The sequence below is a fragment of the Paenibacillus silviterrae genome (genome assembly GCF_030167925.1).
GTDB classification, from domain to species: domain Bacteria; phylum Bacillota; class Bacilli; order Paenibacillales; family NBRC-103111; genus Paenibacillus_G; species Paenibacillus_G silviterrae.
Genome location: NZ_JASKUT010000002.1, coordinates 93470 through 117032, shown reverse-complemented (window position 1 = coordinate 117032; position 23563 = coordinate 93470). Strand labels below are relative to the sequence as shown.

Genomic DNA, 23563 nt, shown 5'->3' with positions numbered 1-23563 from the left:
GGAAATGGTATGCCCTATCCCGATCATAGATGGGTATTACTCGGGATAGGGCATGACTAGATCACTTATTGAAGAATTTTGGATGCTACATAAGCAAGATCCGCAATATCGATTTTATTATCACCGTTCATATCGGCGATCTTGGCTGTTGCCCAGTCTGCGCCTGCGGAATCCTTTCCGTAATGGTAAGCAGCCATCGCAAGGTCACCTACATCGACGTTTCCGTCCTTGTTGAGGTCTGCAGAAACCTCCTTAATCACGGCCGCTTTGAAGGTATCGACGGCGCTGCCCAGTGCTGCTGCCGCACTGTCCACCTGTGGCTGTGTCGCGCTTGGGTTGTCTTTTACAGCTTTGGCTGCGTTGATGGCAACACCGAATGCGTCTTTGGCTGCCTGCGGATATTGTCCCGGCAGTGTGCCGACTACGGCGGCGTCATACAGGCTCTGTGCATTCGCAATCGCTGCAGTCAATGCGGTCTTATCTACGATAGGATCCGCTGTCCCGATGGATATGCTTTTACTGCCAAGAGCCGCCTGAATCACGGTTCCCTCAGGACCCGCACCAAGCTTAGCCTGGGTGGCTGCAATCGTTCCGGTCGTATTCTGAACACCGGCCTTCCCCTTGAAGGTGAGATTCAGAACCGGAGTGCTCAATCCGGATACCCCACCGATGTTGGCGGCAATGAGTCTTACTTTTCCGGCAGTGGCTTTATCCTCTGTGACGATCTGAATGCTGCTGCTGGCACCTGCCGCACTTACATAGTCGAATACGCTGGAATCATAGGAGAGCGTGATATCCTGAGCATACACACTTTGTTCCAAATTGTTCAAGCTAACCGCCACGGTAAAGCTGCTGCCAGGCTTCACACTGCTGTCTGCCGAAAGGGCAGCCATAGGTCCTTGCGGCTGAGCGGGCGGCCAGACAGGATCAGTGGTTGCGTTGCTTGTGGTTAGGTAGATCCGGTCTATGATTAATCCGGATTCCCTGCCCCATAAGTTCAATTCATGTACGCCGGCGGTAATATTCAGAGGAGCGCCCCCAGGCACAACCGATCCTCCATTACTGAGATTCACCCATCTAAACTGGCTGTTACTCACACCTTGAATCCCATTGGATGTAAATTTATACTGGTTATCCAGTCCGACATGAATGGAATCCGTGTTGAAATTGCGACTCTTGGCAAGGATCCAAATATTGTATATGCCTCCGGTTGTAAAATTGATTTTATAATTCAAACTGGAACCGGCAGCAAGGCTGGCCGAGTCTGTCCCTGGCGTAACCGAGGTAGCATCGTCCGGTGTAAATTGCATGGCTTTCGTAGACATTCCGTCAACAAGCGTCCACGTATGACCGTTTGCAACGCCCTTTACGTAGGCATTGTCCGTGTTTTCCGCTGCCGTTTCCGCCTCAATGGCAATTACGGCAGGAGTATTGACGTTTACCGTAATTTGTGCTGTTACTGGCTCGCCTAACACTCCCTTATAGCTGACAACAACCGTGGTTGTTCCGCTGGCTTTAGCGGTGATGCTACCGTTTGAAACCTCTGCAATACCGGGATTAGGATTGCTATAGGTTGCTGTTTTGGTGACATCCTCCGTGCGTCCGTCAACATATTCCGCCGTTACTTTAAATGCTGCGGTTTTGCCTGAATCCAGTGCAACGGAAGGATTGTCAACGGTAATCTTCTTCACCGTCAGTTCACTGTTCAAATCTTTAACAAGCACGTTCAGCGTATCGGTTTTTCCGCCATAGCTTACACTAATGCTGGTTGAGCCATAACCCACTCCGGTTACAACTCCGTTGCTGACGCTTACGATACCGTTTTGTGCCGGTGCTGCCACAGCTTGAGCTGTAACATCCTCACTGGTTCCGTCGGCATATACGGCTGTAACCTTCATGGTTGCCGTATTCGTTCCGGAGACCGTATCGATTTTGTATTTGTCTGTGGATGCATTGATGGCAACAAGCTCATGAGCAGCGCTCTTTGGCGCGAACTGCCAGTAATCTACCTTGAAGAGATTTCCCGTTGCTGCTCCTCTGAACACCATATAGACGTCATGGACACCCGTAGCGCCGGAAATATGGGTTGTTTCCGTCTTCCATGCGTTCTCTCCGCCTGTGTTGGAAATGGGAAGTGTGCCAATCAATGCGCCGTCAGCGCTGTCAAGACGCAGCTCAATGGTTCCTCCCCCCGTACCGCTTGCAACGTTAGCCGTAAAGATACCGGCACCTGCAGCGCCGAAATCAACTTTGGAAACGGCTGTCCAGTCACCGTCGTTGATGCTGCTGACGGTCAGGTTCATTCCGTTTACCATCGCTCCGGGCTCGGTAGTGGTTTCCGTGGAAATCCCTCCGTTCCAGCCTATGGTTTCCGCCTCAACCCTTGTATAAGGATTCACATTTTTCAGCTGTGGAACACCTTTGTAATCGCCGGTAATAGTCTGGATTTTCCCGTTTGCGTCATAGCTTAGCTTATTGATGTGTGCGTTACGGTATCCACGAGCCTGCCCCCCCATTTGCGGCATCGTTCCACTTTCTGCCATGGCCTTTGCAAGCGTCTGAGCATGATATACCATATACCATTGATCGTTAAATTCAAAAATGGCATGGTGGTTGTTGCCTCCGACACCGAAGAACGCCGCCGGGTTGGCAAATATCGTTTTTTCATAAGTAAATGGGCCTAGCGGATTGTCGCTCACCATGTAGGCAATCGTTCCCGTAGGTATATCTGCCGGATGTCCACCAGAGAAATTCGTACAATAGGAGTAATAGTATTTCCCATTGTATTTGTGAATCCCTGAATCCTCAAATAACCATGGCGGATTAATGGGTTTTACAGCACCTCCGGTAGCAGCCAGATCCAAACTGATCATATCTGCTCCAAGCTTTGCAACCCTCGCCGTTCCCGGGTCCGATTCCTTACCCGTCGGAACGCCACCGCCAAAATATATATAACCGCTTCCATCGTCGTCAACCAGCACCGCAGGGTCAAAGAGCCACGTAACATCGCTAGCCCCTGGAGTTCCCGTTCTACTAATCAGCGCTTTTCCTAAAGGATCCGTAAATGGACCGATCGGACTGTCTGCTGTGAGCACACCGATACCGTTTGCGCTATCCGCAAAATAAAGGAAAAATTTCTCTTTGCCGTCTATTGTTTTATGAACAGCTGCCGGTGCCCAGGAGTTTCTTGCCCATTTAGCCGCACCTTGCCCGCCCGCTACGGGTATTTCTCCGTGATCGGTCCAGTTCACCATATCGTCGGACGAAACCACCGTAATCTTATTGATCAAGCTGTATCCGTTATCCTTGACTGTTCCGTCGGCATTGTACTCGAATACATCATTTGTCATGTAAACATACACTCTGCCGTCATACACCATTGCAAAGGGATCAGCACCAAACTTTTGTGTAAACAGCGGATTGGCGTTACCGGGCGTTTTGGCCAGCGCCGGAGTGACCGCAGCTGCGGCAGCCTGTACTCTTTCCATTACAGGGATCGATGTGAGAGCAAGCGTTAATGCCATCGTCATGCCCAGCATTTTTTTCAACTTTTTCATTGAACAACCTCCACTTTCATGAATGGTTTCATTTGTGCACGTCCCTATTTCCTTGTTGTATTTTGTCACCCTCTTTGGGGTGGAAACACCTCCTTTCAAAGGTCGCTTATCAGCATAGCCGTGTATTTATAGCTTGTTCAGCAGCCTGTATATGATAACGGCGGCTTCCGCTCTTATCGCCGTATCATTTGGCTTGATCATGCCATTGTAGCCCTCGATGATTCCTTTTTTGACTAGTTGGCCCAAAGGGTTTACTGCATAAGCTGCTACCTGATCGGAATCACTGAAGCCGCTTACATCGGAATCGGACTCATCCAGCATACGTCCGGCCATTTTCATGGCTCGTGCGGCCAAGACCATCATATCCTGCCTGGATATGCTTATTCGCGGATCGAATTGGTTATCACCCGTACCCTGAGCAATTCCGAGCTTTTTGGCTACCCCTACCTCCTGGTAATAATAGTCGGACTTCTCTACATCATCGAAGTTGCCGTCCACTTCTGCAGTAAGCTGTAATGCCCTCACCATCAAGGAAATGAAGTCCGCCCTGGTAATATTGTCTCCCGGACTAAAAGAAGCAGCTGACGTTCCCTTAATGATTCCCAGGGAGGCAAGCGTTTCTATCTCCATCCTGGCCCATTCATAGTCAGTCAGATCGCCGAACGTGGTCCCATAACTGTAGACCGTTGCCTTCAGTGCCGGATCCAGTGCCTTCACGGAGACCAGCTTGATATTGGCATCTCCTTGAGCCTTCCCTTTGAAGGCAATAGTACTTAAGGCTATGCTCCCTTCCTCTCCCGCCTTCTTTCCAACCTTAGTGAAGGCAATCGTTACTATTCCGTTTTCTACCTTCGGGGGGATAAAGAAACCTTCCAGCTTTGATTCCGCCTTATCCAATTCCACGATCTCAGGATTGAACGCAATCGAAGCTTCATATGCATAAAGGCCTTTTAAATGGTTTCCTTTTACCGTAACTTCCAGCCCTTGACCAGGCAAAGCATGTTCTGTACTCTGACTCAGAGTGAAAACCGTATTTTCCTCGGCATATCCTGCACCGGGTATACAGGCAGCCAGCATAATGGCAATGAAGCACATGACGATCGATTTTCTCATAGGAATCTCCTTATCGTGGGAATAGGGGAACTACCCTCTCCTGCCTGATATTGCTTTTATTATAATGGCGTCACTAGAAAATCACGATGTAATTTCTTTTTCAAAAAGTTGATTTTTTTAGGTGGATATGTTGCTTTGAGGCCACTCTTCCATGTAGTTTAAGCAAGCATTGACTTATTCAAAAATCTTGGAGGCAACATAAGCAAGATCCGCAATATCGATCTTATTATCGCCATTCATGTCTGCAATAATGGCTGTTGCCCAGTCTGCGCCTGCGGAATCCTTACCGTAATGGTAAGCTGCCATCGCAAGGTCACCTACATCGACGTTTCCGTCCTTGTTGAGGTCTGCAGAAACCTCCTTAATCACGGCCGCCTTGAAGGTATTGACGGCGCTGCTCAGCGCTGCTGCCGCACTGTCCACCTGTGGCTTTGTCGCGCTTGGGTTGTCTTTTACGGCTTTGGCTGCGTTGATGGCAACACCGAATGCGTCCTTGGCTGCCTGCGGGTATTGTCCCGGCAGTGTGCCGACGACAGCAGCGTCATACAGGCTTTGTGCATTCTCAATTGCTGCGGTCAATGCCGTCTTGTCTACAATCGGTTCCATCATGCCGATGGATATGCTTTTACTGCCAAGAGCCGCCTGAATCACGGTTCCCTCAGGACCCGCACCAAGCTTAGCCTGGGCGGCTGCAATCGTTCCGGTCGTATTCTGAACACCGGCCTTCCCCTTGAAGGTGAGATTCAGAACCGGCGTACTCGCTCCGGATATCCCTCCGATGTTGGCGGCAATGAGTCTTACTTTTCCAGCAGTTGCTTTGTCTTCTGTGATGAGCTGGATGCTGCTGCCCGCACCTCCCGCACTCACATAGTCAAATACGCTGGAATCGTAAGACAGGGTGATGTCCTGGGCATACACACGTTGTTCCAGGTTGTTCAAGCTAACCCCCACGGTGAAGCTGCTTTCAGGTCTCACACTGCCGTCTGCCGAAAGGGCAGCCATAGGGGTACCGCTAACCGTCTCTGCTACGAAGGTTGTAACGCTTTGCGCAGGAAGCTCTGCTGTAAAGGTGCCGTTCGTCACAGGAATAGGCGCTCGGGCGGCTAAATTCCTGCTGCTGTCCGTTACCCAGGAGGATACTTGCGATGCGGACCCGTTCTGCAGAACAAAATGTTCACTCACTGCCGAGGTCCCTTTGTTAATTGCGACAATAACCACTTTATTGTCACCCTTATATGCGGATGTGTACACCTGCGGGTCGGGATTTTTGGTTGCCTCAACCCTTACATAGCCGGGGCGAATGAATTTGGAGTAATGCGCCATCATGTAACCGCGTTTGCTTATCGTGCCGTCATCCTTCATGGGACCGTAATGCCTGCGGAGGTACCACCATACGTAGGTCTGAAAATTGCCTTCAACCATGGCATTGTACATATGCTCTGCAACGCCCAATGCCTCGGGCCAGCGATCCGCCGAGTTGGTGTCACTGTTCGGATAGTATACCTCCGTCATCCAAAGCTCTTTTCCCGCCCCTTTTTGCTCGAATAACGGGTAAGGGAAATCCTTATTATTCGTGCCGTATGTGTGCGCACCGAGAATATCCATATTGGCCAGAGCTTCCGAGTCGTTCAAAATCGGATCAGACATTCGCTTTATGTAAGAGAAGGACTCCGGAGCTATGACCCTGTTGTTGATGGAGCCTGCATTTTCCTTCATAAAGCGAAGCATTTCCTCCGGACTCCACCACGTCCAATCATGCGCATAGTCGGGCTCATTCTGAATGGAAATCGCGTATAGGTTCACTCCATTACTCTTCATGAAGGAATCGAATTCGTTCAGGTACTGCGCGTAATCATCGTACATATCGTATTTCAGACGCTTTGCGTTCGGATCCTCGGCATAGGCGGTAAGGTTGATTTGATCTATATTCGGTCCCCCGTCACCTGTAGTAACCAGTTTTAACCTGCTGGTCCCGTTAACCATGGGTACCTGGATCGATTTTTCTGCCCAGGCAGTCGAGCTGCCGGTTGCTTCAAAGGCTACATTGCTCACCATCTTCGTGCCGTTCACATAAACATCCAAATGAGTTGTACCTGTCGGCTGAGCATACCGAATTTTTACATTTTTCGTTCCCGTGGTTCCGATAATGATGCTATTCCACTGAATGACCGCATCGGATGCAGCTTGAAAACCGACATATCCGGTACCGGTATAGCCGGAGCCCGTGCTTTGCACTAGAGCGTCGGTCAAGGTTGTACCCGTCTCAGCCTCGTAGGTGGTGCCGTTGCCTGAGCTCGTACCCAGCGTGAAGGTTTCAACCATTTCACTTGGAGGATTCCATGGCGAAGCAAACACGATGGCTCCGTGCTCGATCGCTTTTTTGGCCGTTTCCACTTCACGTTGCCAATTATTTTTATTCTCGTGGATAGGAATTCTTAGAACGGAAAACCCGAGCTGGTTCTCTCCGTTGCCAAAGGCAGTTTCTCTTTGGGCCGGTGTCAAATCCCCAATCCAAACGGAGTGGTTCATCCCTCCAAACCCACGAATCGTTTGTTTCTCCGAAGACAAATTCACGATGACATCATTCGCTGCCGCTGCAGCTGAAACTTCCGTAGAGGCCGGCGCGATAAAAAGCGGAAACGCCGTTACACATGCCAAAACGACGGAAAGTACTTTTTTCATCTGTGAAATCAAAGTTTCCATCTCCTGTTAAGGGCTATGGACAGGGGGACACCCCGTCCATAGCTTCACTTTTTTATTCAGCGATTTTGGATGCGACATACGCAAGATCCGCAATATCGATCTTATGATCGCCGTTCATATCGGCGATCTTGGCTGTTACCCAGTCTGCGCCTGCGGAATCCTTACCGTAATGGTAAGCAACCATCGCAAGGTCACCTACATCGACGCTTCCATCCTTGTTGAGATCCGCAGACACTTCTTTAATCACGGCCGCCTTGAAGGTATCGACGGCGCTGCCCAGCGCTGCTGCCGCACTGTCCACCTGTGCCTGTGTCGCGCTTGGGTTGTCTTTCGCGGCTTTGGCTGCGTTGATGGCGACACCGAATGCGTCCTTGGCTGCCTGCGGATATTGTCCCGGGAGTGTACCGACTACGGCAGCGTCATACAGACTCTGTGCATTCGCAATCGCTGCGGTCAATGCCGTCTTGTCTACAACCGGTTCCATCATACCGATGGATATGCTCTTACTGCCAAGAGCCGCCTGAATCACGGTTCCCTCAGGACCGACTCCAAGCTTGGCTTGAGCGGCCGCAATCGTTCCGGTCGTATTCTGAACACCGGTCTTCCCCTTGAAGGTGAGATTCAGAACTGGAGTGCTCGCTCCGGATACCCCTCCGATGTTGGCGGCAATGAGCCTAACCTTACCCGCAGTCGCTTTGTCCTCGGTGACGATCTGAGTGCTGCTTCCCGCACCTGCCGCACTCACATAGTCAAATACGTTGGAATCATAGATCAAAGTGATGTCCTCGGCATAGACACGTTGTGCCAGGTTGTTCAGGCTAACCCCCACGGTGAAGCTGCTCTCGGGCTTCACGCTGCTGCTTGCCGAAAGGGCGGCTGTAGGTACTTGAGGCTCGGGCCAGACAGGGTCTGTAGCTGCAGTGCTTGTGGTTACATAGATCCGGTCTATGATTAATCCGGATTCCCTTCCCCAGAAATTCAATTCATGCACGCCTGCGGTAATCGTCAGAGAAGTGCCACCCGTCACAAGGGTACCTCCATTGCTGAGATTGATCCATCTAAACTGGCTGTTGCTCACATTCTGAATACCGTTAGAAGTAAATTTATACTGATTATCCATTCCGACATGAATGGAATCCGTTTGGAAATTTCGACTCTTTGCCAGGATCCAAACATAATAGGTTCCTGCCGTCGTAAAGTTGATTTTGTAATTCAATCGGGAGCCGGCCGCAAGACTGGCGGCATCGGTATTGGGCGTGACAGCAATGGCATCATCCGGCGCGAATTGCATCGCTTTATTGAATTGTCCGTCAACAAGCGTCCAGGTGTGGTCGTTTGCAACGCCCGTTACATAGGCGGTAGCTGAGTTTTCTGCGGCCGTTTCCGCCTCAATCGCAACTACGGCAGGAATTAAGAATTGAATGGTATAGGTCGCTGTTTGTAAGCCTTCCCTGCTTACCGTCACCGAAGCGGTTCCCGGTACAATGGACGCTTGATTTATCGTAACCGTCGCACCAGGATCGTTTGCAGTCGCGGTAACTTGCGGAGGAGCTGATCCTGCAGGAAGATCTACTCCATAGGTGTACGTATTTGGAGAGAACCCTTTCACTAGGGTGCCGTTTACCTCAAGGGACTTCAAATTCGTATCAAAGTTTGAACCTGCCAGCTTGTCACCTAGTTTGAAATAATCAAAGTCAACATATCCTCCTGTTGTCTTTGTCGCAAAATTGAATAAGGCAAAACGGTAGCCCATAAAATGCGGGATGGTGTAAGACATTTGAACGGTATTTCCTATGGAAGCCCAGCGCTCTCCGTCAAGACTGTAATAGAAATAAGCTTTATCCGTTCGATTCTTAAAGTCCAATTCCGTCCTTAAATAGACGATGTTCTGAGTGATAGGGATACTTGCAGCCTCCACAGCCGTACCCGAATTTCCACTCACCATAATAACCGATTTGGAAGTACCCGACATTTTCACACCGACAAATCCGTAATTTTGTTGGAATGCCGCAATTCCGGCATAATCCCCGTCTTTCATATGGCTTACATCTATTGCAATGGTTCCGGAGCTCTCCGGCCCGAAGGTTCGTTGGGTAAGCGTATTTCTCGCATTATGAATACTGTTGCTCGTTCTTCCGGTAGTAAGTCTTAAATACCCGGGACGGTCTGTAAGAGACCAATATCGATTGTCGGGATTATGGTTCCACTGCCATACTAATCCAAGATTGGAGCCATTATGGTCGTTTTCCCCGCCCGCCACCTCGGTATGATACGCTCCAACCTTCTCGGTTCTTTGATCGAAATGATCCGAAGATACCCAGGATCTTGAAAGCTGGGCAGGAATCCCCGTGTCATTGACATCACCGAATACAGGCCATCCGTCCTGACTCCATGTCATAGGTACAATGTAAGGAATACGGCCAACGGATCCATAATCCTGGAACAGCATGCCGTACCATTTTCCATCCGGGGCTTGAACGATTCCCCCTTGCGCAACACCCGCACTGCTAGAATTACTGCCCGATCTTAAAGCAATCCTGCCTTCGTAGGGGCCGTCTATTGCATCAGCCCTATGTACTAGCTGAGTACGAATACTTCCAGTCGGCCATGAGATATTAAAAATGTAATACTTCCCGTTTATTTTATAAACGTGCGAGCCTTCAGCACCAAGACCGCCGGAGCCGCCGGGAGCGCTTGCATTTTGAATGATCACTTTATTCATTCCGCCTGCCTTGATCGCCGTGGCATCTGAAGTCAGCTCAATAATCCTAATGGTTCCGTTGCCATAAACCAAATAGACACGTCCGTCATCGTCAAAGAGCAATGACATGTCATGATACACTCCACCGGCAAGCTCATACTTTTCCCATTGCCCTTTCTCAATGTCGGTAGTTTGAAAAATAAACGTTTTGCCAACATCGTTGGAGGCAAATACCACATAAAACTTACCGTTATGGTATCGAATGCTGCTGGCCCATGAGCCTTGCCCGTATAAGCTTTGCCCATTGGTAAGAGTTTGCTTGTCAGTAGCCGCAAGAATATCATATACATAATTGACAATTTCCCAATTTACGAGGTCCTTGGACTTCATAATAGGGACACCGGGGTTCATGTGCATTGTAGTGCTGGTCATATAGTAAGTATCATTTACCCTGGTAACGGCAACATCCGGTACATCTGCCCATATAATGGGGTTCTGGGCAGTGGTCTCGGCAGCATGGGTAGAGTTGCCCGGCAGACTGCTGATTAATAATGTCCAAACCAATACCATAACCATTAGCCTTTTACACATGGATTTGGCTTCCTCCCATTCTTGCTCAGTGTAAATTTCAGCATTTCGAGATGGTTGTTCTTCCCATTACTGTTAATGTTAGCGCTTTAGTAACTCCTCCCTGTTTGATATTGCCTTTATTATATCCGTGATACTGTAAAATCTCGATGTACTTTCTTTTTTAAAAGGTTGATTTTTTTAGTGGGATCACATCCTTTGTGCATTCCACCTTAAAACACAAAAAAAGGGCGGCATCCGTCCCCTTCCTAACACGCTGCAGACGGCGGTTTCGCCTAAAAGCCGCTATCCCCGCCGCCGCGAGCTTTGTCAAATCAATCAGACTCCGAGAACCGCTTACGCAAAGGCTGAGCACTCACTGTTTAATAAGATCCGTGGGGTTCATGCCGGTCATTTTTTTGAAGAGGATGCTGAAGTAAGGGATATTTTTATAGCCGACGCTCTCTGCCACCTCATAGACCAGCATATTCCGCTCCAGAAGCAGCTCACGGGCTTTTTCAATCCGAACTCGGGTCAAGTAGGTGTTGAAGGTTTCACCTGTCATATTCTTAAATATGATGGATAAATGATTCCGCGAAATGAACACCTTGTCCGACAAATCAGCCAGCGTCAGATCCTCTGCATAATGCTCATGAATGTAATTGGTCATGAAATCCACAACCTGGCGATGCTTGCTGCTGCCCTTCCATTGTCTGCTGACACAAATAATGGAAATTTTGTCCATGAGCCACCTCTTCAGCTGATCAGGCTGAACCAAGCCCTTGAGCTCCTTGGCAATCTGGTCGTTCGTAAACAGATCGTCCAGCACATACCCTGCTTCATAAAGGCAGTATGAGATAATCCCCCATAGCTCGCTGCCAAGCATTTGAACATAATCCGGCGTTATTCCCGTGTGGGACTCCAGCTCTCCGATATAATCGGCGACTAGCTGCTGCGCCTTCGATTCTTGAACCGTCTTCATGGCGTTCGCCAGCTCGTAGGAAAACTTGACCGGAAACAAGGCGACCTGCTCCTCCTCGTTCGTCGCCTCCCCCTGATAAGTAAACAACTCCAAGGGAGGGGAAACGCGCAGCTGCCTCATATCGATCGCACGGAACGCTTCTTCCGTCGAATCCGGAATTTGGGTCCAATCGGACTTCATGCCGCCGATTCCGACACGGCTCACCAGCTTCAGGTATTTCGTAACGCTTTCAATGATACGGATGCCCAAGGCTTCCATCGCCTTACAAACCCGTTCTTCGTTATCCCCTTCCGGATGTATAATCAATACGGCTCGGGTGCTGTGAAGGTCCGTATACTCCACGAAAGGAAATACCTTGCTAGCCAGCTCATAAACGATATTGCTTACGGCAAAGCGGAACAGATTCCAGTCTGACACGGAATATTTACGAGTCCGCTCGTCGCGAACCAGCTCGATCCCGATCACAGCATGATTCGTATCAGACCAGAATCGAAACGGCTGAGGCAGAAGCTCCCCGTTCCGGTAAGAGCTGTCCAATGTACCTATTGCTGCCGAACGCACCCATTCCTTTTCGATAAACGGCTCGTAGAGCATCAGCTTTTGTTCGAGTTCCCCCTGCTTCATCCGTCTTTCATCCTCATCCACCAGCTCTTGGATCACTTTGCTCAAAATCACCTTCAGCGTTGGAAGGCTTATCGGCTTGGACACATAATCACTTACGTTATGCCTCAAAGCCTGTCTAGCATGCTCAAAATCGGAATATCCGCTCAGAATGATAATTTTGCCGTTAAAGCCTTCTTTTCTCAGCTGTTCAATCATATCCAAGCCGTTCATTATCGGCATATATATATCTGTAATGATAATATCCGGCTTTGCCGTCCGGATCATATTTAGCCCCTCAGCTCCATTTAAGGCTTCTCCAACCCATTTCGCATCCAATTCCTCCCAAGGGATGGCACGCTTCATTCCTTGAAGCACCTGGCGTTCATCGTCAATAATGGCAATTTTCCACACCATACTTACCTCCATTAGCTACAACAAGATGGATGACCCTATCAACGTACGGCCCGGAACGAATTCCAGGCTGCTATCACCTACATATTACCTACCCCTAAACAAAATAGAAATAGGAACAATGCACAATTTATTATAAAATTTTACGTATTTTCTTGAGCCTCCATCATGGCTCGGCAAACGTTATCAAATCCTTGTTTTCTGAATATAAATCCAGCGAAAAACCATGTATAATAACACCTATAGAAAGCGATTTCATGAGGGGGAAAGCGAATGAAAAAAATCGGATTAGGCCTAAGGCTCCGCAGGCTGCATACCGCTAATGCTTGGATTTTCTTACTTCTGACGCTGAGCGGCATTTTGCTGTTTCTTCCGCCGATGCGAGCTTGGTTAGGCGAAGGCCGGGTTTGGCTGAAGCAGCTGCATATTTTAGCCGGGCTTGTCTCATTGGCAGTGCTTATTCTGTATCTGCCGTCCATGCTGAAGCATCTTCGAATGATGGCCGGACGAAGAGCCAGGAAGGGTAACTTGATGGCAGTACTTATCCTGCTGGCAGGCTGGATTGGGTCCGGCCTTGTCTTATGGTTGTATCGTATGTTTCCTCCATCCTGGAACAACACGGCGCTGCTGGTTCATGATTTGCTGACTTGGCTTGGCGTTCCGTACGCAATGTACCACTCCATCACACGAATGCGCTGGATGAGCAAAGCAGGCCGAGAAGCCGCATATATCCGGCCGATACTTGAAGCAGTCGGTCATACCCGCTCCTCCTCTCCGGTCAAGCCTGCGCATGTCATGGAGCTCGGCACCTACGAGCCGTCTAGCGGCAAAGTTTTCAGAAGTGTTTCCCGCAGAGCCTTTGTCAGGGCGGGTGTTGGGGCGGTTTTGGCGGCTGCCGTCATCCCCCTGTTTATCCGTTGGCTAAGCTCGGTTTCCGGCGGCTCCAATCTATCCAAGGTACAGGACGAGGAAGCCATTGCCGCACGTTTTCCGACGCCGGTGCCCCTGGCGGATTCTTTGCCACCAAAGGGGGGTGGGGCTGAGGGCAGCTTCCGGATCTATACGGTAACCGACATTCCTAAATTATCTCCGGAGCAATGGACATTTACTATCGACGGCTTAGTGGAAAGGCCTATCCAATGGAACTGGAGTGAGTTCCTCGCTTTCCCCCGTCAGGTTCAGGTCAGCGATTTTCACTGTGTTACTGGCTGGTCCGTATATAAGTGCACTTGGGAGGGAATTCCTTTAAACCGGCTGCTTGAGCATGCAGGTGTTAAGGATGGGGTGAAAATGGTAAAGTTCTATTCGGCGGACGGTGAATATACGGACTCCATCACCATAGAGCAGACCTGGATGGAGGATGTGATGGTCGTGCTGATGCTGGACGGCAAGCTGATTCCCCGAGACCTGGGAGGGCCGGTTCGGCTGGTGGTACCGCAAATGTATGCCTACAAATCAGTGAAATGGCTGAACCGGATCGAGCTGATCGGCGAAGACCATACCGGCTACTGGGAGCAGCGGGGCTATGCCAAGGACGCCTGGATCTGGGTGAAGCCTATGTGATGCGAGTAACGCGTCCGATAGGCTTCAAGGTTCATTGTCCGGAGGTTCCGTCAACAACGGCAGGCAGATGTCAACCCGAGTCCCCCCCTCTTCCCGCTCGGACAGCTCCACGCCGTAACTGTCGCGGAAATATCCGGAAATCCTTTCTTTCACATTGCGAATGCCGTAGCCTCCCGTATGGCGCTTCTTCTGATTCTCCCCCACCTGCCGGAGCCCGATGCCATCATCATCGATTATGATCCGAAGCAAGTTCCCGATACAGCTCACCCGGATTTGGACGTTGCCGGTAAGCCTTGCGTTAAACCCGTGAACGATGGAATTTTCCACGAAGGGCTGCAAGGTCAGCTTGGGGATATATAATTCCAGGACGTCGGACGGCGCCTCTATGCTATAAGATAGGCCATCCCCCCAGCGAATCTGCTGGATTTCCAGGTAGCAGCGGATATGCTCCAATTCCTTCTCTATCGTGATAAAGCTGTCGCCATTGGATAGACCGATCCGAAACATGCGTCCCATCAGCTCCAGAATACGACTCAGCTCGTCATGTCCTGCCTCAATGGCCATCCAGTTCAACTGATCCAGCATATTATAAAGAAAGTGAGGGTTAATATTTGCCTGAAGCGCCTCAATTTCAGCCTTACGCTGCTGTTCGTAACGTCGCTCGAGCGACATGTACAGTTCTTCGATCCGCTCATTCTGCTTCCGGTAGCCGGCAAATAAATAGCCAAACTCGTTCTCGTAATCTCTCGGCAGCTGCATATTTTTGCCGCCAATGGAATAGGTGCTCATAGCGGAGACCAGCATGTTGATCGGCTTTGTAAATTGTCTGCTTAAGTACAGGGTCAGCAGCAGCACCAGCATAACGGCTGCGATCCCGATGATTACTATGACTTCCGCCAAGTGTAAGCTGTCGGCGATAATTTGATTCCATGATGTCATTTCCACTAGCGTCCAGCTGGAATTCCCCAGCTTCGAATATACCAGGAGCGAATCCTCCAACTCCGAGTTTCCGCGGATGTGAACAAAGCCGGATTGCTCGGTTTTCATATTCACCCATTGGCTCAGCTCAAGCTGATCAAGCGATTCTCCGATTTTTACGAACTCCCTGCCGTTGCTGTCCGTCATGATCCGATTGGATTCGGCCGAATGCCCCGACAGCAGAGCCCGGATTTCTTTAGCCTTCACATGAATAACTACAACGCCCACTAAAGTATCGTTAAACAAAATTTTCCGTCCAAAGCTGATTACGGGAACATAGCCCTGAAAGCTGGGAATGTCGTGCTCTCCGATCCATGCATAATCATTTTTGGCTAAATGCGCGTCCCAGCCCTCCCTCGTAATATCTTTCATATCCCAAAACTGAATATAGCTGTTTTCTTCTTGCCGGAAAGGGCGCTCCATATATAAATCGATGCCCTGAATGAGCGGAATGGAATAAGTCAAATTCGCCATTGCATTATGGACATTGTCGGCTTGCCGGTGCCGATCGAATTCGTCCTGAAGATTTCGAAGAAGTCTGATCAACTCGTTGTCGCGTGAAGTGGACAAGGAAATTTGCTCGATCAGCGTAAGCCGCGTTGAAATTTCATTATTCAATTCGTCGAGCAATTGCTGCTGGTAATGGGAGGTCGTCTTAACTAACGCTTTGGAGGAAATATTGTAGCTTGTCCAGGCTATGCAGGCGAGTACTACCACGATGAGAACGAAAAAGCTGCGGAAAAACAAGCTGTCTATGCGGAACTTTTTGAAAGGGTTCGTCATCCGGAGCGCCCCCTAATGTTGGATTTGTGTGCAAGAAACGGTAAAGCGAGAAGTGAATTCGTCGCTTTACCGTTTTCGATTTTGCTTATTCGAAATCATCTTACCCTTTAATGCCTGTCGTTGCAATGCCCTCAACAAAATAACGCTGCAGGAACATAAACACCAAGGTTGCGGGGAAAATGGAAACCAGAGACATGGCCAGCAGCTGGCCCCATTCCTGAGCGGATTGGGCATCGTTAATCATCCGCAGCGCCAAGCCAACGGTGTACTTATCAACCGAATTCAGGTACAGCAGATGGCCAAGGAAGTCGTCCCAGTTCCACAGGAAGCAGAAGATCATCGTCGTTACGATCGCCGGTTTGGTCAGCGGCAGAACGATCCTCCAGAAAATGCCGAACCAGGAACAGCCGTCCATCTTGGCGGACTCGTCAAGATCCTTTGGGATCCCCCGAATAAATTGAATCAGCAGGAAGACGAAAAAGGTACCTCCCGCGCCACTCGCTACCAAGTGCGGAATGACAAACGGAAGATAGGTGTTCACCCAGCCTAGCTGGTGAAACATGGCATACTGCGGAATAATCAGTACTTGACCGGGCATCATTAAGGTCATCATGAGAATCGAGAACCAGAATTTTTTTAACGGGAAATCGAGCCGTGCAAACCCAAATGCCACCACAGTGGTGGATAGCAGCGTTGCAATCAGTACCATAGCTTCAAGAGTGAACGTATTCAAATAAAAGTCGGTGAAGGTACGCCCGGGAATGGCATTCCATCCGTCCGTGTAATTGCTCCATTTCGGAGCGGAAGGGAATATGCCTGGCGATCCGAGCTCCTCATTCGTTTTAAGCGATGCACCAACCCACCAAATCAAGGGATAGACCATCGCGAAGCTGAAGACGATCATAAGAATATGGCGGACAATAGAGTTCCATCTAACGATCATTTTCCGTTCTTCCCCCCTGTTTCCGTTTCGTAGAAGACCCAATACTTCGAAGTGCCGGCAATGATGAGCGCCACAATGACGATCATGACGAGCATGACCCAGGCCAGAGCGGATGCATAGCCGAGCTCATAACGGCTGAAGGCCCGTTCATACAGATATAACGCATATACGTAGGTGGAATTCATCGGACCGCCGTTTGTAATAACGAAAGCGGAGGTAAACATTTGAAAGGAGTTGATGACACCCATGATTAAATTAAAGTAAATAATCGGAGACAGCATCGGCAGCGTAACCTTGAAAAACTGTACAAGCTTGTTTGCGCCGTCTACGGAGGATGCTTCATACAGGTCGTTCGGAATTTGCTTTAAGCCTGCAAGGAAAATCACCATTGCTGAGCCGAATTGCCATACCGTCAGAAGAACCAGTGTCCAGAGCGCAGTACCCGGACTCGTAATCCAGCCCTTTCCCACGATACCGAACATGGAAAGAATTTCATTGAAGATTCCGTCAACGCCAAAAATATTGCGCCACAAAATCGATACGGCAATGCTCCCGCCGATAAGCGAAGGAAAATAAATCGCCGTGCGGTAAAGGGAGATTCCCCTTAAAGCCTTATTCAGGATCACGGCTACAAGCAAGGCCGCGACCAGCTTCAACGGAACGGACGCCAAGACATACTTAAAGGTGACAATGACCGATTCGGTAAATCTCGTATCGTCCGTAAATATGCGGGTATAGTTTCTTAGACCAACCCATTTGATTGGCTCCAGCAGCGTATAATTGGTAAGCGAATAATACAACGACAAGAACATGGGATACGCCGTCAACCCAAAGAAACCGATCAACCAAGGGGAAATGAACAAATACCCGGCTACGGGGGCGTCCCAACGGCTGAGAAACTTGCGCTTCTTTTTCGCTTCAGCGGCGTTCGCAGCTACAACAGTAGAATGGTTCAAATACGATCACCTCTGCACTTTCCTTATAGTCTAAGATTATAGTTCTATTATATAAGTCGTATTCTTTGGTCTAAAGTAGGGAAATAACCGAATTATTATAAAATATAACGAAAAAACGAAGAAGCCGGCTGGATGCTTCCTCGTTGAGTTCGGATAATTTATGCTGATCGGGAAAACTGATTATGAGTAAATGATACGTCCCCGCATGTCGGCAATCCCGCTTTTTCTATAGAAGTACGTATTGATCCGGTCCCGCCATTCCTTGGCGTGCTCCGCTTGCTCTGCGAGACGCTCGGCGACCTGCTTGTGCAAGCCCTCGTCCATTGTTCCGGCCAGACTGTCCCAAAGCTCCGCTAATCGCACAGCCTGTTCCGCACCTTCAAAGCGGGAGTCGTAAATATGCTGTATAACCGTTTTGCCGGAATGAAGGACGTGGGTATAAGGAACATGATGGAAGAAGAGCAGCAGCTCATCCGGACAATCTGCGACGGATTCGTAACGCTCGAAATTCGGCGAGTTGTACTGGGCTGTATATCCGGTACCCATTTCCACCGTTCGATCGACACCAACTCCTTGCCAATCGGCATAATGATATGTACCCCACTTGGAGTACTCGTAGCCGTCCACATCAGGGCCATAGTGATAGTGAGGAGTAACCATAAATCCGACTCCAAGCGGAGCCGTATAGGACTCGTAAATGGCCGGTGAACTGAGCAGCATCCTCTGAATCACTGCGACCAGTTCCTCGTTCCCGCCAAAGGTGAGCCTGATCCATTCCTCGGCGATCTCCTCGGATGTCAGGTCCGGGTTCCATATTAATCTTCCATAGCCGTACAGGTTTGCCTGCGCCAGCAGATGCCCCGTCCAATTGATGTCATCGCCGATATTGGACACCGCAGCAATGCCTGCGAGCCGACTACCATGAACGCTGCCGCAGGCAATACGTTTGATGGTGGAGCCTTCCCCTTTGACGTACGTATCGAATTCAAGAATTTCCTTCCAATGCGGAATTAAATAAAACAGATGACGCTGCTGTCCCGTGTATTCTTGCGTAATCTGGAATTCGAGCACCTGGTTTGTGGACGGCATTGCGCCGAGCAAAGGCGAAACAGGCTCCCTGACTTGAAAATCCATGGGGCCGTTCTTAATCTGCAATATGACGTTTTCCGAAAATCGGCCGTCCAAGGTTTTGAAATGGTCATACGCGGCCCGCGCGCGGTCCGTTTTGCGGTCGCGCCAATCCTGCTGGCAATTGTATACGAAGCAGCGCCAAATTACGATGCCGCCAAACGGCTTCAGCGCTTCAGCCAGCATGTTGGCGCCGTCTGCATGATCCCGGCCGTAAGTAAACGGTCCCGGGCGGTTTTCCGAATCCGCCTTAACAAGGTACCCGCCGAAATCAGGAATAAGCGCATAAACGCCAGCCGTTTGTTCCTTCCACCACTCACAAACCCCCGAGTTGAGAGGGTCCGCCGTTTCCATGCCGCCTATTTCGATCGGAGCGGCATAATTAACGGAAAGAAACAGCTTCATTGCGTAACGGCGAAAAATAGCGGCCAGCCTCGCCACGTCCTGCAAAAATTCCGTAATGAGCTTGCTTTCCTCCCGGTGAACATTCACATTATTAATGGCGATTGCGTTCACCCCTACGGATGCAAGCATTCTTGCGTAGTCCCGGATACGGTCCAAATCTTCAGTAATCCGGTTGTCCTTGAAGAAGATCGAATTCCCGGCATAGCCCCGCTCCACGCTGCCGTCCATATTATCCCATTGGTTGATCATTCGCAGCATATTGACGGGATTTTCAATTAAATCCAGCTCGTCCACGGACATGCCTGTGTTCAACAGACGTAGCAGATGGAAGACGCCGTACAGCACGCCACTGGCGGAAGCGGCTCCGATAGCGATGCAAGCGCGATCTTTATCGGTTTTGATCGCGTAGCCTTCCGCCCCGACCCGTGGGATGTTCTCCGCCCCAATGATTCGGTCTACTAGAGGATGGCTGCCGAACGTTCCAAGGGCAATGACCCGTTCTTCTTGATCCGTTATGCCCGGCGCAACACTCAGGATCCCTTCCAGTCCCCTGATCAATTCATGTACGGCGGTTTGAATAACCTCGTCGTCGTTTTCCTTTACGTTAATGCGGTTAAAGCCGGCATACTGTTTATGGCGCTCTCCTGAGGCCAATCGGCGGTATCCCAGCCATACCTGATAGCCTATGCCGGCCTGAGATGCAGATACATTGTCCATGTTGAAATTTCCTCCTAGCGAAATCGTTCGAGTCCTATTCTTCTAAAGGAAGGTGCTCGTATTCCCAAAGGTCGCCGGCCAAGCTTTCGATGATACATCCGCTTGCCCACGGCATCAGGCAAAACCACGTACTGGCCGGCGACCCGTCGCTGTAGACCTCCGTAACCAGCCCTTCCGAATGACAAAATCTTTCGGACATCCAGCCTTTTTTGCCATAATCGAATTCGTTATCATACCTGTTGTAGGTCTGGCATCCCCAGTCGACGGTATCCTTCATTCGGCTGCGCACGTAGAGGTCGCCTGTATTTTCTACATAATAGAGCAGCTCATCAACGATGTTGCTGGACATCGGATGGATGTGAGGATTGGCGGTAGAGGTGACACTGCCCCCACTGCTCGACCAGCCGACCTTGCTCAGCGGTGGAATTTTGACCGGTGAGTTATAGCAGAATTTGAAGCTGAATTCGTAATTGATCGCATCCCTCATATGGGACAAATAAAGCTGATCGCCCGTCAAAGCATGCAGGTACCGGACGGCCTTTATATAAGCAAGAATCCCCTCGGAGTCTACGGCCTTGTCTGCATCCAGAGGAGATCCATAGCATTCCATCCGTTGGATATAAGCCTCATGATAATGCTTCTCACTTCGGCGCAAGCTTGCAAGATAAGTTTTGTCGCCGGTCAGCCAGCTTCTATATGCCATGGCCGCCATGCACCAGGCTCCGCTGAATGCGTCATATTCCAGGCCGGCACCCGTCTTATTCGACAAGATATACGGATATTCTCCATCCGTGTTTTTGGTTTCCTCCATCCTTACAAGAATATTCGTTACAAAATCGAGCCAATCGTCATGAACGCATTGCTTCAGCCTATTTTCATAATCGTAAGCCTTGAGAATATAATATGCCGCCTGCCCGATCAGATAAGAACTGTGCCCCGGCGTATGCATGCCGTCAAACCACCATCCGCGGTTGGACCATATACCATCATTATCGTAGGCTTCAAAGGGAAGCCCCGTTTGGGGGTTCAAGGAATGCTCAACCATGTTGTCGATGCAGATGAGCGCCTGCTGGCGCATCGATTCTTCTTCAAGTCGAAGAGCGGCCATCAGGACCGGAACCGCCACTGATAGTCCATTAGTCCAGGAGAGGGAAAAAATTTTGTTATAGCGATATCCGCCATTGGCTTTGTCTTCAATGACAAATCCGGAATAACTGAGCTCCTTCGGGAGCCACGCATACCGATAGATGGCCTGAGATAAATCCGCCACTGCCGTTCTTGGATCGCCGGCTTTTCTCGGGCTTTGGTGGTATCGGTAATAGATCTCTTGCATGGCGGCGTTGACGCCCAATTCCGATTCAGCTTCGTATTCATATAACTCCAGCGCAAACGACACAGCCTCTCCTGCAGCCAGCTCAAAGCAATTGTCTTCAAGCGGCGCCCGCTCCTTAACCAGTGTCGCCTTAATGAACAACCATGGGGCGTTTTCATAGCCGAGAGTATAGCCAACAGTCCCCTTGGATAGGGAGCAGCTATAGCCTCCATACTGATAAAATACCCCTTCGTTGTCAGGATTCCACTGCTGCTTCCTTCCATCCTTACGGATAAAGTAGGGGCTGGCACTTAGTCCGTATATGATTCCATTATCATAAACAAATGCGGCCGGGTGGGATAGTCTATCGCTCCTTACCATCCACCATGGAGAAGCGGGGCGCGGAGGATTTCCGTCTCTCAATCGCGGAAATTGTTTCGGCACCTGGAGTGGGGCCTCCCCGCGGTTTGTGCCGTACATGAAGGCCGGCAGGAAATAGCGGGGGGCTGTTTTCGGAAACGGCAATTCCACATGGATCACCCCCGTCCATGCTGTGCTGGCATCATTGCGTACTGTAACCGTGGCCAGGAAAGGCTCCTTAGGACCACCGGTTCCACCTGTCAATTGTACCGAAGCGCTCAAGCCATGCTTCTCCAATCCGGTATAATCCGTGCTTTCCCCTGTCTTGCTTCTCGCCGATAGTATCAGTTCCATAACATCCTCCAAAATGAAAAGATACCCCGGAACAGGACTTGTTCCAGGGCACCTGGCATGAATTACTTTTCGTAAGATTTCGAGGCGGACTTCAACTGGTCAAACGCTTGCTGCGGATTGATTTTGCCAAAGACAAGCTGATCGCCAATTAGAGCCCAATCCTTGTCGACAAAATTGGTCCAGCCGCTTGTCGAATCCCACGTTTGGCCATCTTTCTCCGTTGCACGGAGAAGCTCCAGGCCAATCTTGTCAGCATCGCTTAAGCTAGCTTGAAGGAGACTCGCAATATCCTTATTCGCCGGCAACCCGCGTACCGTTCCCAATATTTTGGCCGCCTCGGTATCATTAACGAACCAGTTTACGAACTTCTTGGCTTCTTCCTGCTTCTTGGAGCCCGCGCTGACAGCGAGGTACATGGAAGGCTTAAGCCAGCCGCCCGCTTGGGAAGAACGAGGCATCGTTACGAGAGCGTAGGCGCCTTTCTTCAAGCTGTCATACGTGCCGTAGCCATTGGAGAAGGCATAGCGCACCAGAATTTTGCCGGAAACCATCAGGTCCAATTTCGGGTCGTTTTCTTTGTCGGAAGCGTTCACGTCGGCCGGAGGAACTAGTCCTTCCTTACGAAGCTCCTCGAAATTTTTGGTCCATTCCAGGAAGGTCGCTTGATCTACGTTAAATTTACCTTCCGGAGATACTACCGCCCCTTTCCCCTTAGCGTATTGATAAGCGGAGTATACGAAGTAATTGCCGCCGTAATCCTTGGTGAAATAAGTTCCGCTAGGCAGCTTCGCCTTAGATTCTTTGGCTAGAGCAAAGAAATCATCCCAGCTCCAACCGTTTGCCGGGTTCTTGATCCCAAGCTTATCCATCGCCGCTTTGTCGTAGATCATACCGAAGGCAACGGAGCCAAGGGGAATACCATATAGCTTGCCGCCGGATTGTCCGCCTGCCATCAGCTTCGTATCGAACTTGCTTACATCGACGGCAGGAGTCAATTCGGCCAGCTGCTTGCGGGCAGCCCAATCGGGAGTCCAGCCCGGATCAAGCTGTACAATATCCGGCGCATTATTAGCAGCCGCTTGTGTGGACAATTTATCAAGATAACCGTCCATACCGGAGTACTCCGGTTCGAAGGTTACGTGCGGGTTGTTCTTGGTGTACAATTCAAGTGCTTTCAAGGTCGCATCGTGACGGTTCTGCGCTCCCCACCACATGATGCGCAGCTTAACCGGTTCCTTGGATGCCCCTGCCGACGGTGCGGCAGAAGGCGCGGTGCTGCCTGCAGTTTCCTTGCTGCCTCCGCCGGCACATGCAACCAGCGATCCCGCCAATGCGGTTGTTGTAGCCAAAACAGTCAGAGAACGTTTCCAACTAGACATGTTTACCCCTCCTGAATATCCTCTTTTTATTTACTTGCCTGTAATTAT

General features: G+C 50.0%; 12 protein-coding genes and 2 pseudogenes. 1 reads left to right on the top strand and 13 read right to left on the bottom strand.

The features are described from left to right. Nucleotides 1-65: 65 nt before the first annotated feature. From QMO62_RS24385 to QMO62_RS24355, 7 genes and pseudogenes are all read right to left on the bottom strand, one after another. The gene (locus QMO62_RS24385) at nt 66-3557 is read right to left on the bottom strand and encodes a carbohydrate-binding protein (protein WP_284645103.1); all 3492 of its coding nucleotides are present in this window, start codon (nt 3555-3557) and stop codon (nt 66-68) included. Nucleotides 3558-3683: 126 nt separating this feature from the next. Beyond that, the gene (locus tag QMO62_RS24380) at nt 3684-4670 is read right to left on the bottom strand and encodes an S-layer homology domain-containing protein (protein ID WP_284645102.1); all 987 of its coding nucleotides are present in this window, start codon (nt 4668-4670) and stop codon (nt 3684-3686) included. 174 nt (nt 4671-4844) lie between these two features. Further along, a complete protein-coding gene (locus tag QMO62_RS33585; protein WP_372516753.1) occupies nt 4845-5276 on the bottom strand; it encodes a dockerin type I domain-containing protein in 432 nt (143 codons plus the stop codon). A gap of 51 nt (nt 5277-5327) precedes the next feature. Continuing rightward, nucleotides 5328-6992 (bottom strand): annotated as a pseudogene (locus QMO62_RS33580) (carbohydrate-binding protein); the annotation flags it as partial. Continuing rightward, nucleotides 6978-7364, bottom strand: a pseudogene (locus tag QMO62_RS33275) (hypothetical protein); the annotation flags it as partial. The pseudogenes QMO62_RS33275 and QMO62_RS33580, both read right to left, overlap by 15 nt. A gap of 61 nt (nt 7365-7425) precedes the next feature. Continuing rightward, nucleotides 7426-10665, bottom strand: coding sequence for a family 43 glycosylhydrolase (locus QMO62_RS24360; protein ID WP_284645101.1), 3240 nt, complete (start codon nt 10663-10665; stop codon nt 7426-7428). Between the two features lie 352 nt (nt 10666-11017). After that, complete coding sequence (locus tag QMO62_RS24355; protein WP_284646654.1) at nt 11018-12637, bottom strand: response regulator transcription factor; 1620 nt, start codon at nt 12635-12637, stop codon at nt 11018-11020. Nucleotides 12638-12910: 273 nt separating this feature from the next. Between QMO62_RS24355 and QMO62_RS24350 the strand changes: the two genes are divergently transcribed. After that, nucleotides 12911-14200: a molybdopterin-dependent oxidoreductase gene (locus QMO62_RS24350; RefSeq protein ID WP_284645100.1), complete on the top strand. Its 1290-nt coding sequence runs from the start codon at nt 12911-12913 to the stop codon at nt 14198-14200. A 24-nt stretch (nt 14201-14224) separates the two neighbouring features. On the opposite strand, the gene QMO62_RS24345 is transcribed toward QMO62_RS24350, so the two are convergent. From QMO62_RS24345 to QMO62_RS24320, 6 genes are all read right to left on the bottom strand, one after another. Then, complete coding sequence (locus QMO62_RS24345; RefSeq protein WP_284645099.1) at nt 14225-15961, bottom strand: cache domain-containing sensor histidine kinase; 1737 nt, start codon at nt 15959-15961, stop codon at nt 14225-14227. A gap of 100 nt (nt 15962-16061) precedes the next feature. Beyond that, nucleotides 16062-16904 (bottom strand): carbohydrate ABC transporter permease, encoded by an 843-nt coding sequence (locus tag QMO62_RS24340; protein WP_284645098.1) that lies wholly within the window; start codon nt 16902-16904, stop codon nt 16062-16064. Continuing rightward, the gene (locus QMO62_RS24335; protein WP_284645097.1) at nt 16901-17860 is read right to left on the bottom strand and encodes a carbohydrate ABC transporter permease; all 960 of its coding nucleotides are present in this window, start codon (nt 17858-17860) and stop codon (nt 16901-16903) included. Before QMO62_RS24335 ends, QMO62_RS24340 begins: the two co-directional genes overlap by 4 nt. 180 nt (nt 17861-18040) lie before the next feature. Continuing rightward, complete coding sequence (locus tag QMO62_RS24330; protein ID WP_284645096.1) at nt 18041-20110, bottom strand: alpha-glucuronidase family glycosyl hydrolase; 2070 nt, start codon at nt 20108-20110, stop codon at nt 18041-18043. 34 nt (nt 20111-20144) lie between these two features. Continuing rightward, nucleotides 20145-22136, bottom strand: a complete 1992-nt coding sequence (locus tag QMO62_RS24325; protein ID WP_284645095.1) for a hypothetical protein — start codon at nt 22134-22136, stop codon at nt 20145-20147. 62 nt (nt 22137-22198) lie between these two features. Beyond that, nucleotides 22199-23515, bottom strand: a complete 1317-nt coding sequence (locus QMO62_RS24320) for an ABC transporter substrate-binding protein (protein WP_284645094.1) — start codon at nt 23513-23515, stop codon at nt 22199-22201. Nucleotides 23516-23563: the final 48 nt, after the last annotated feature.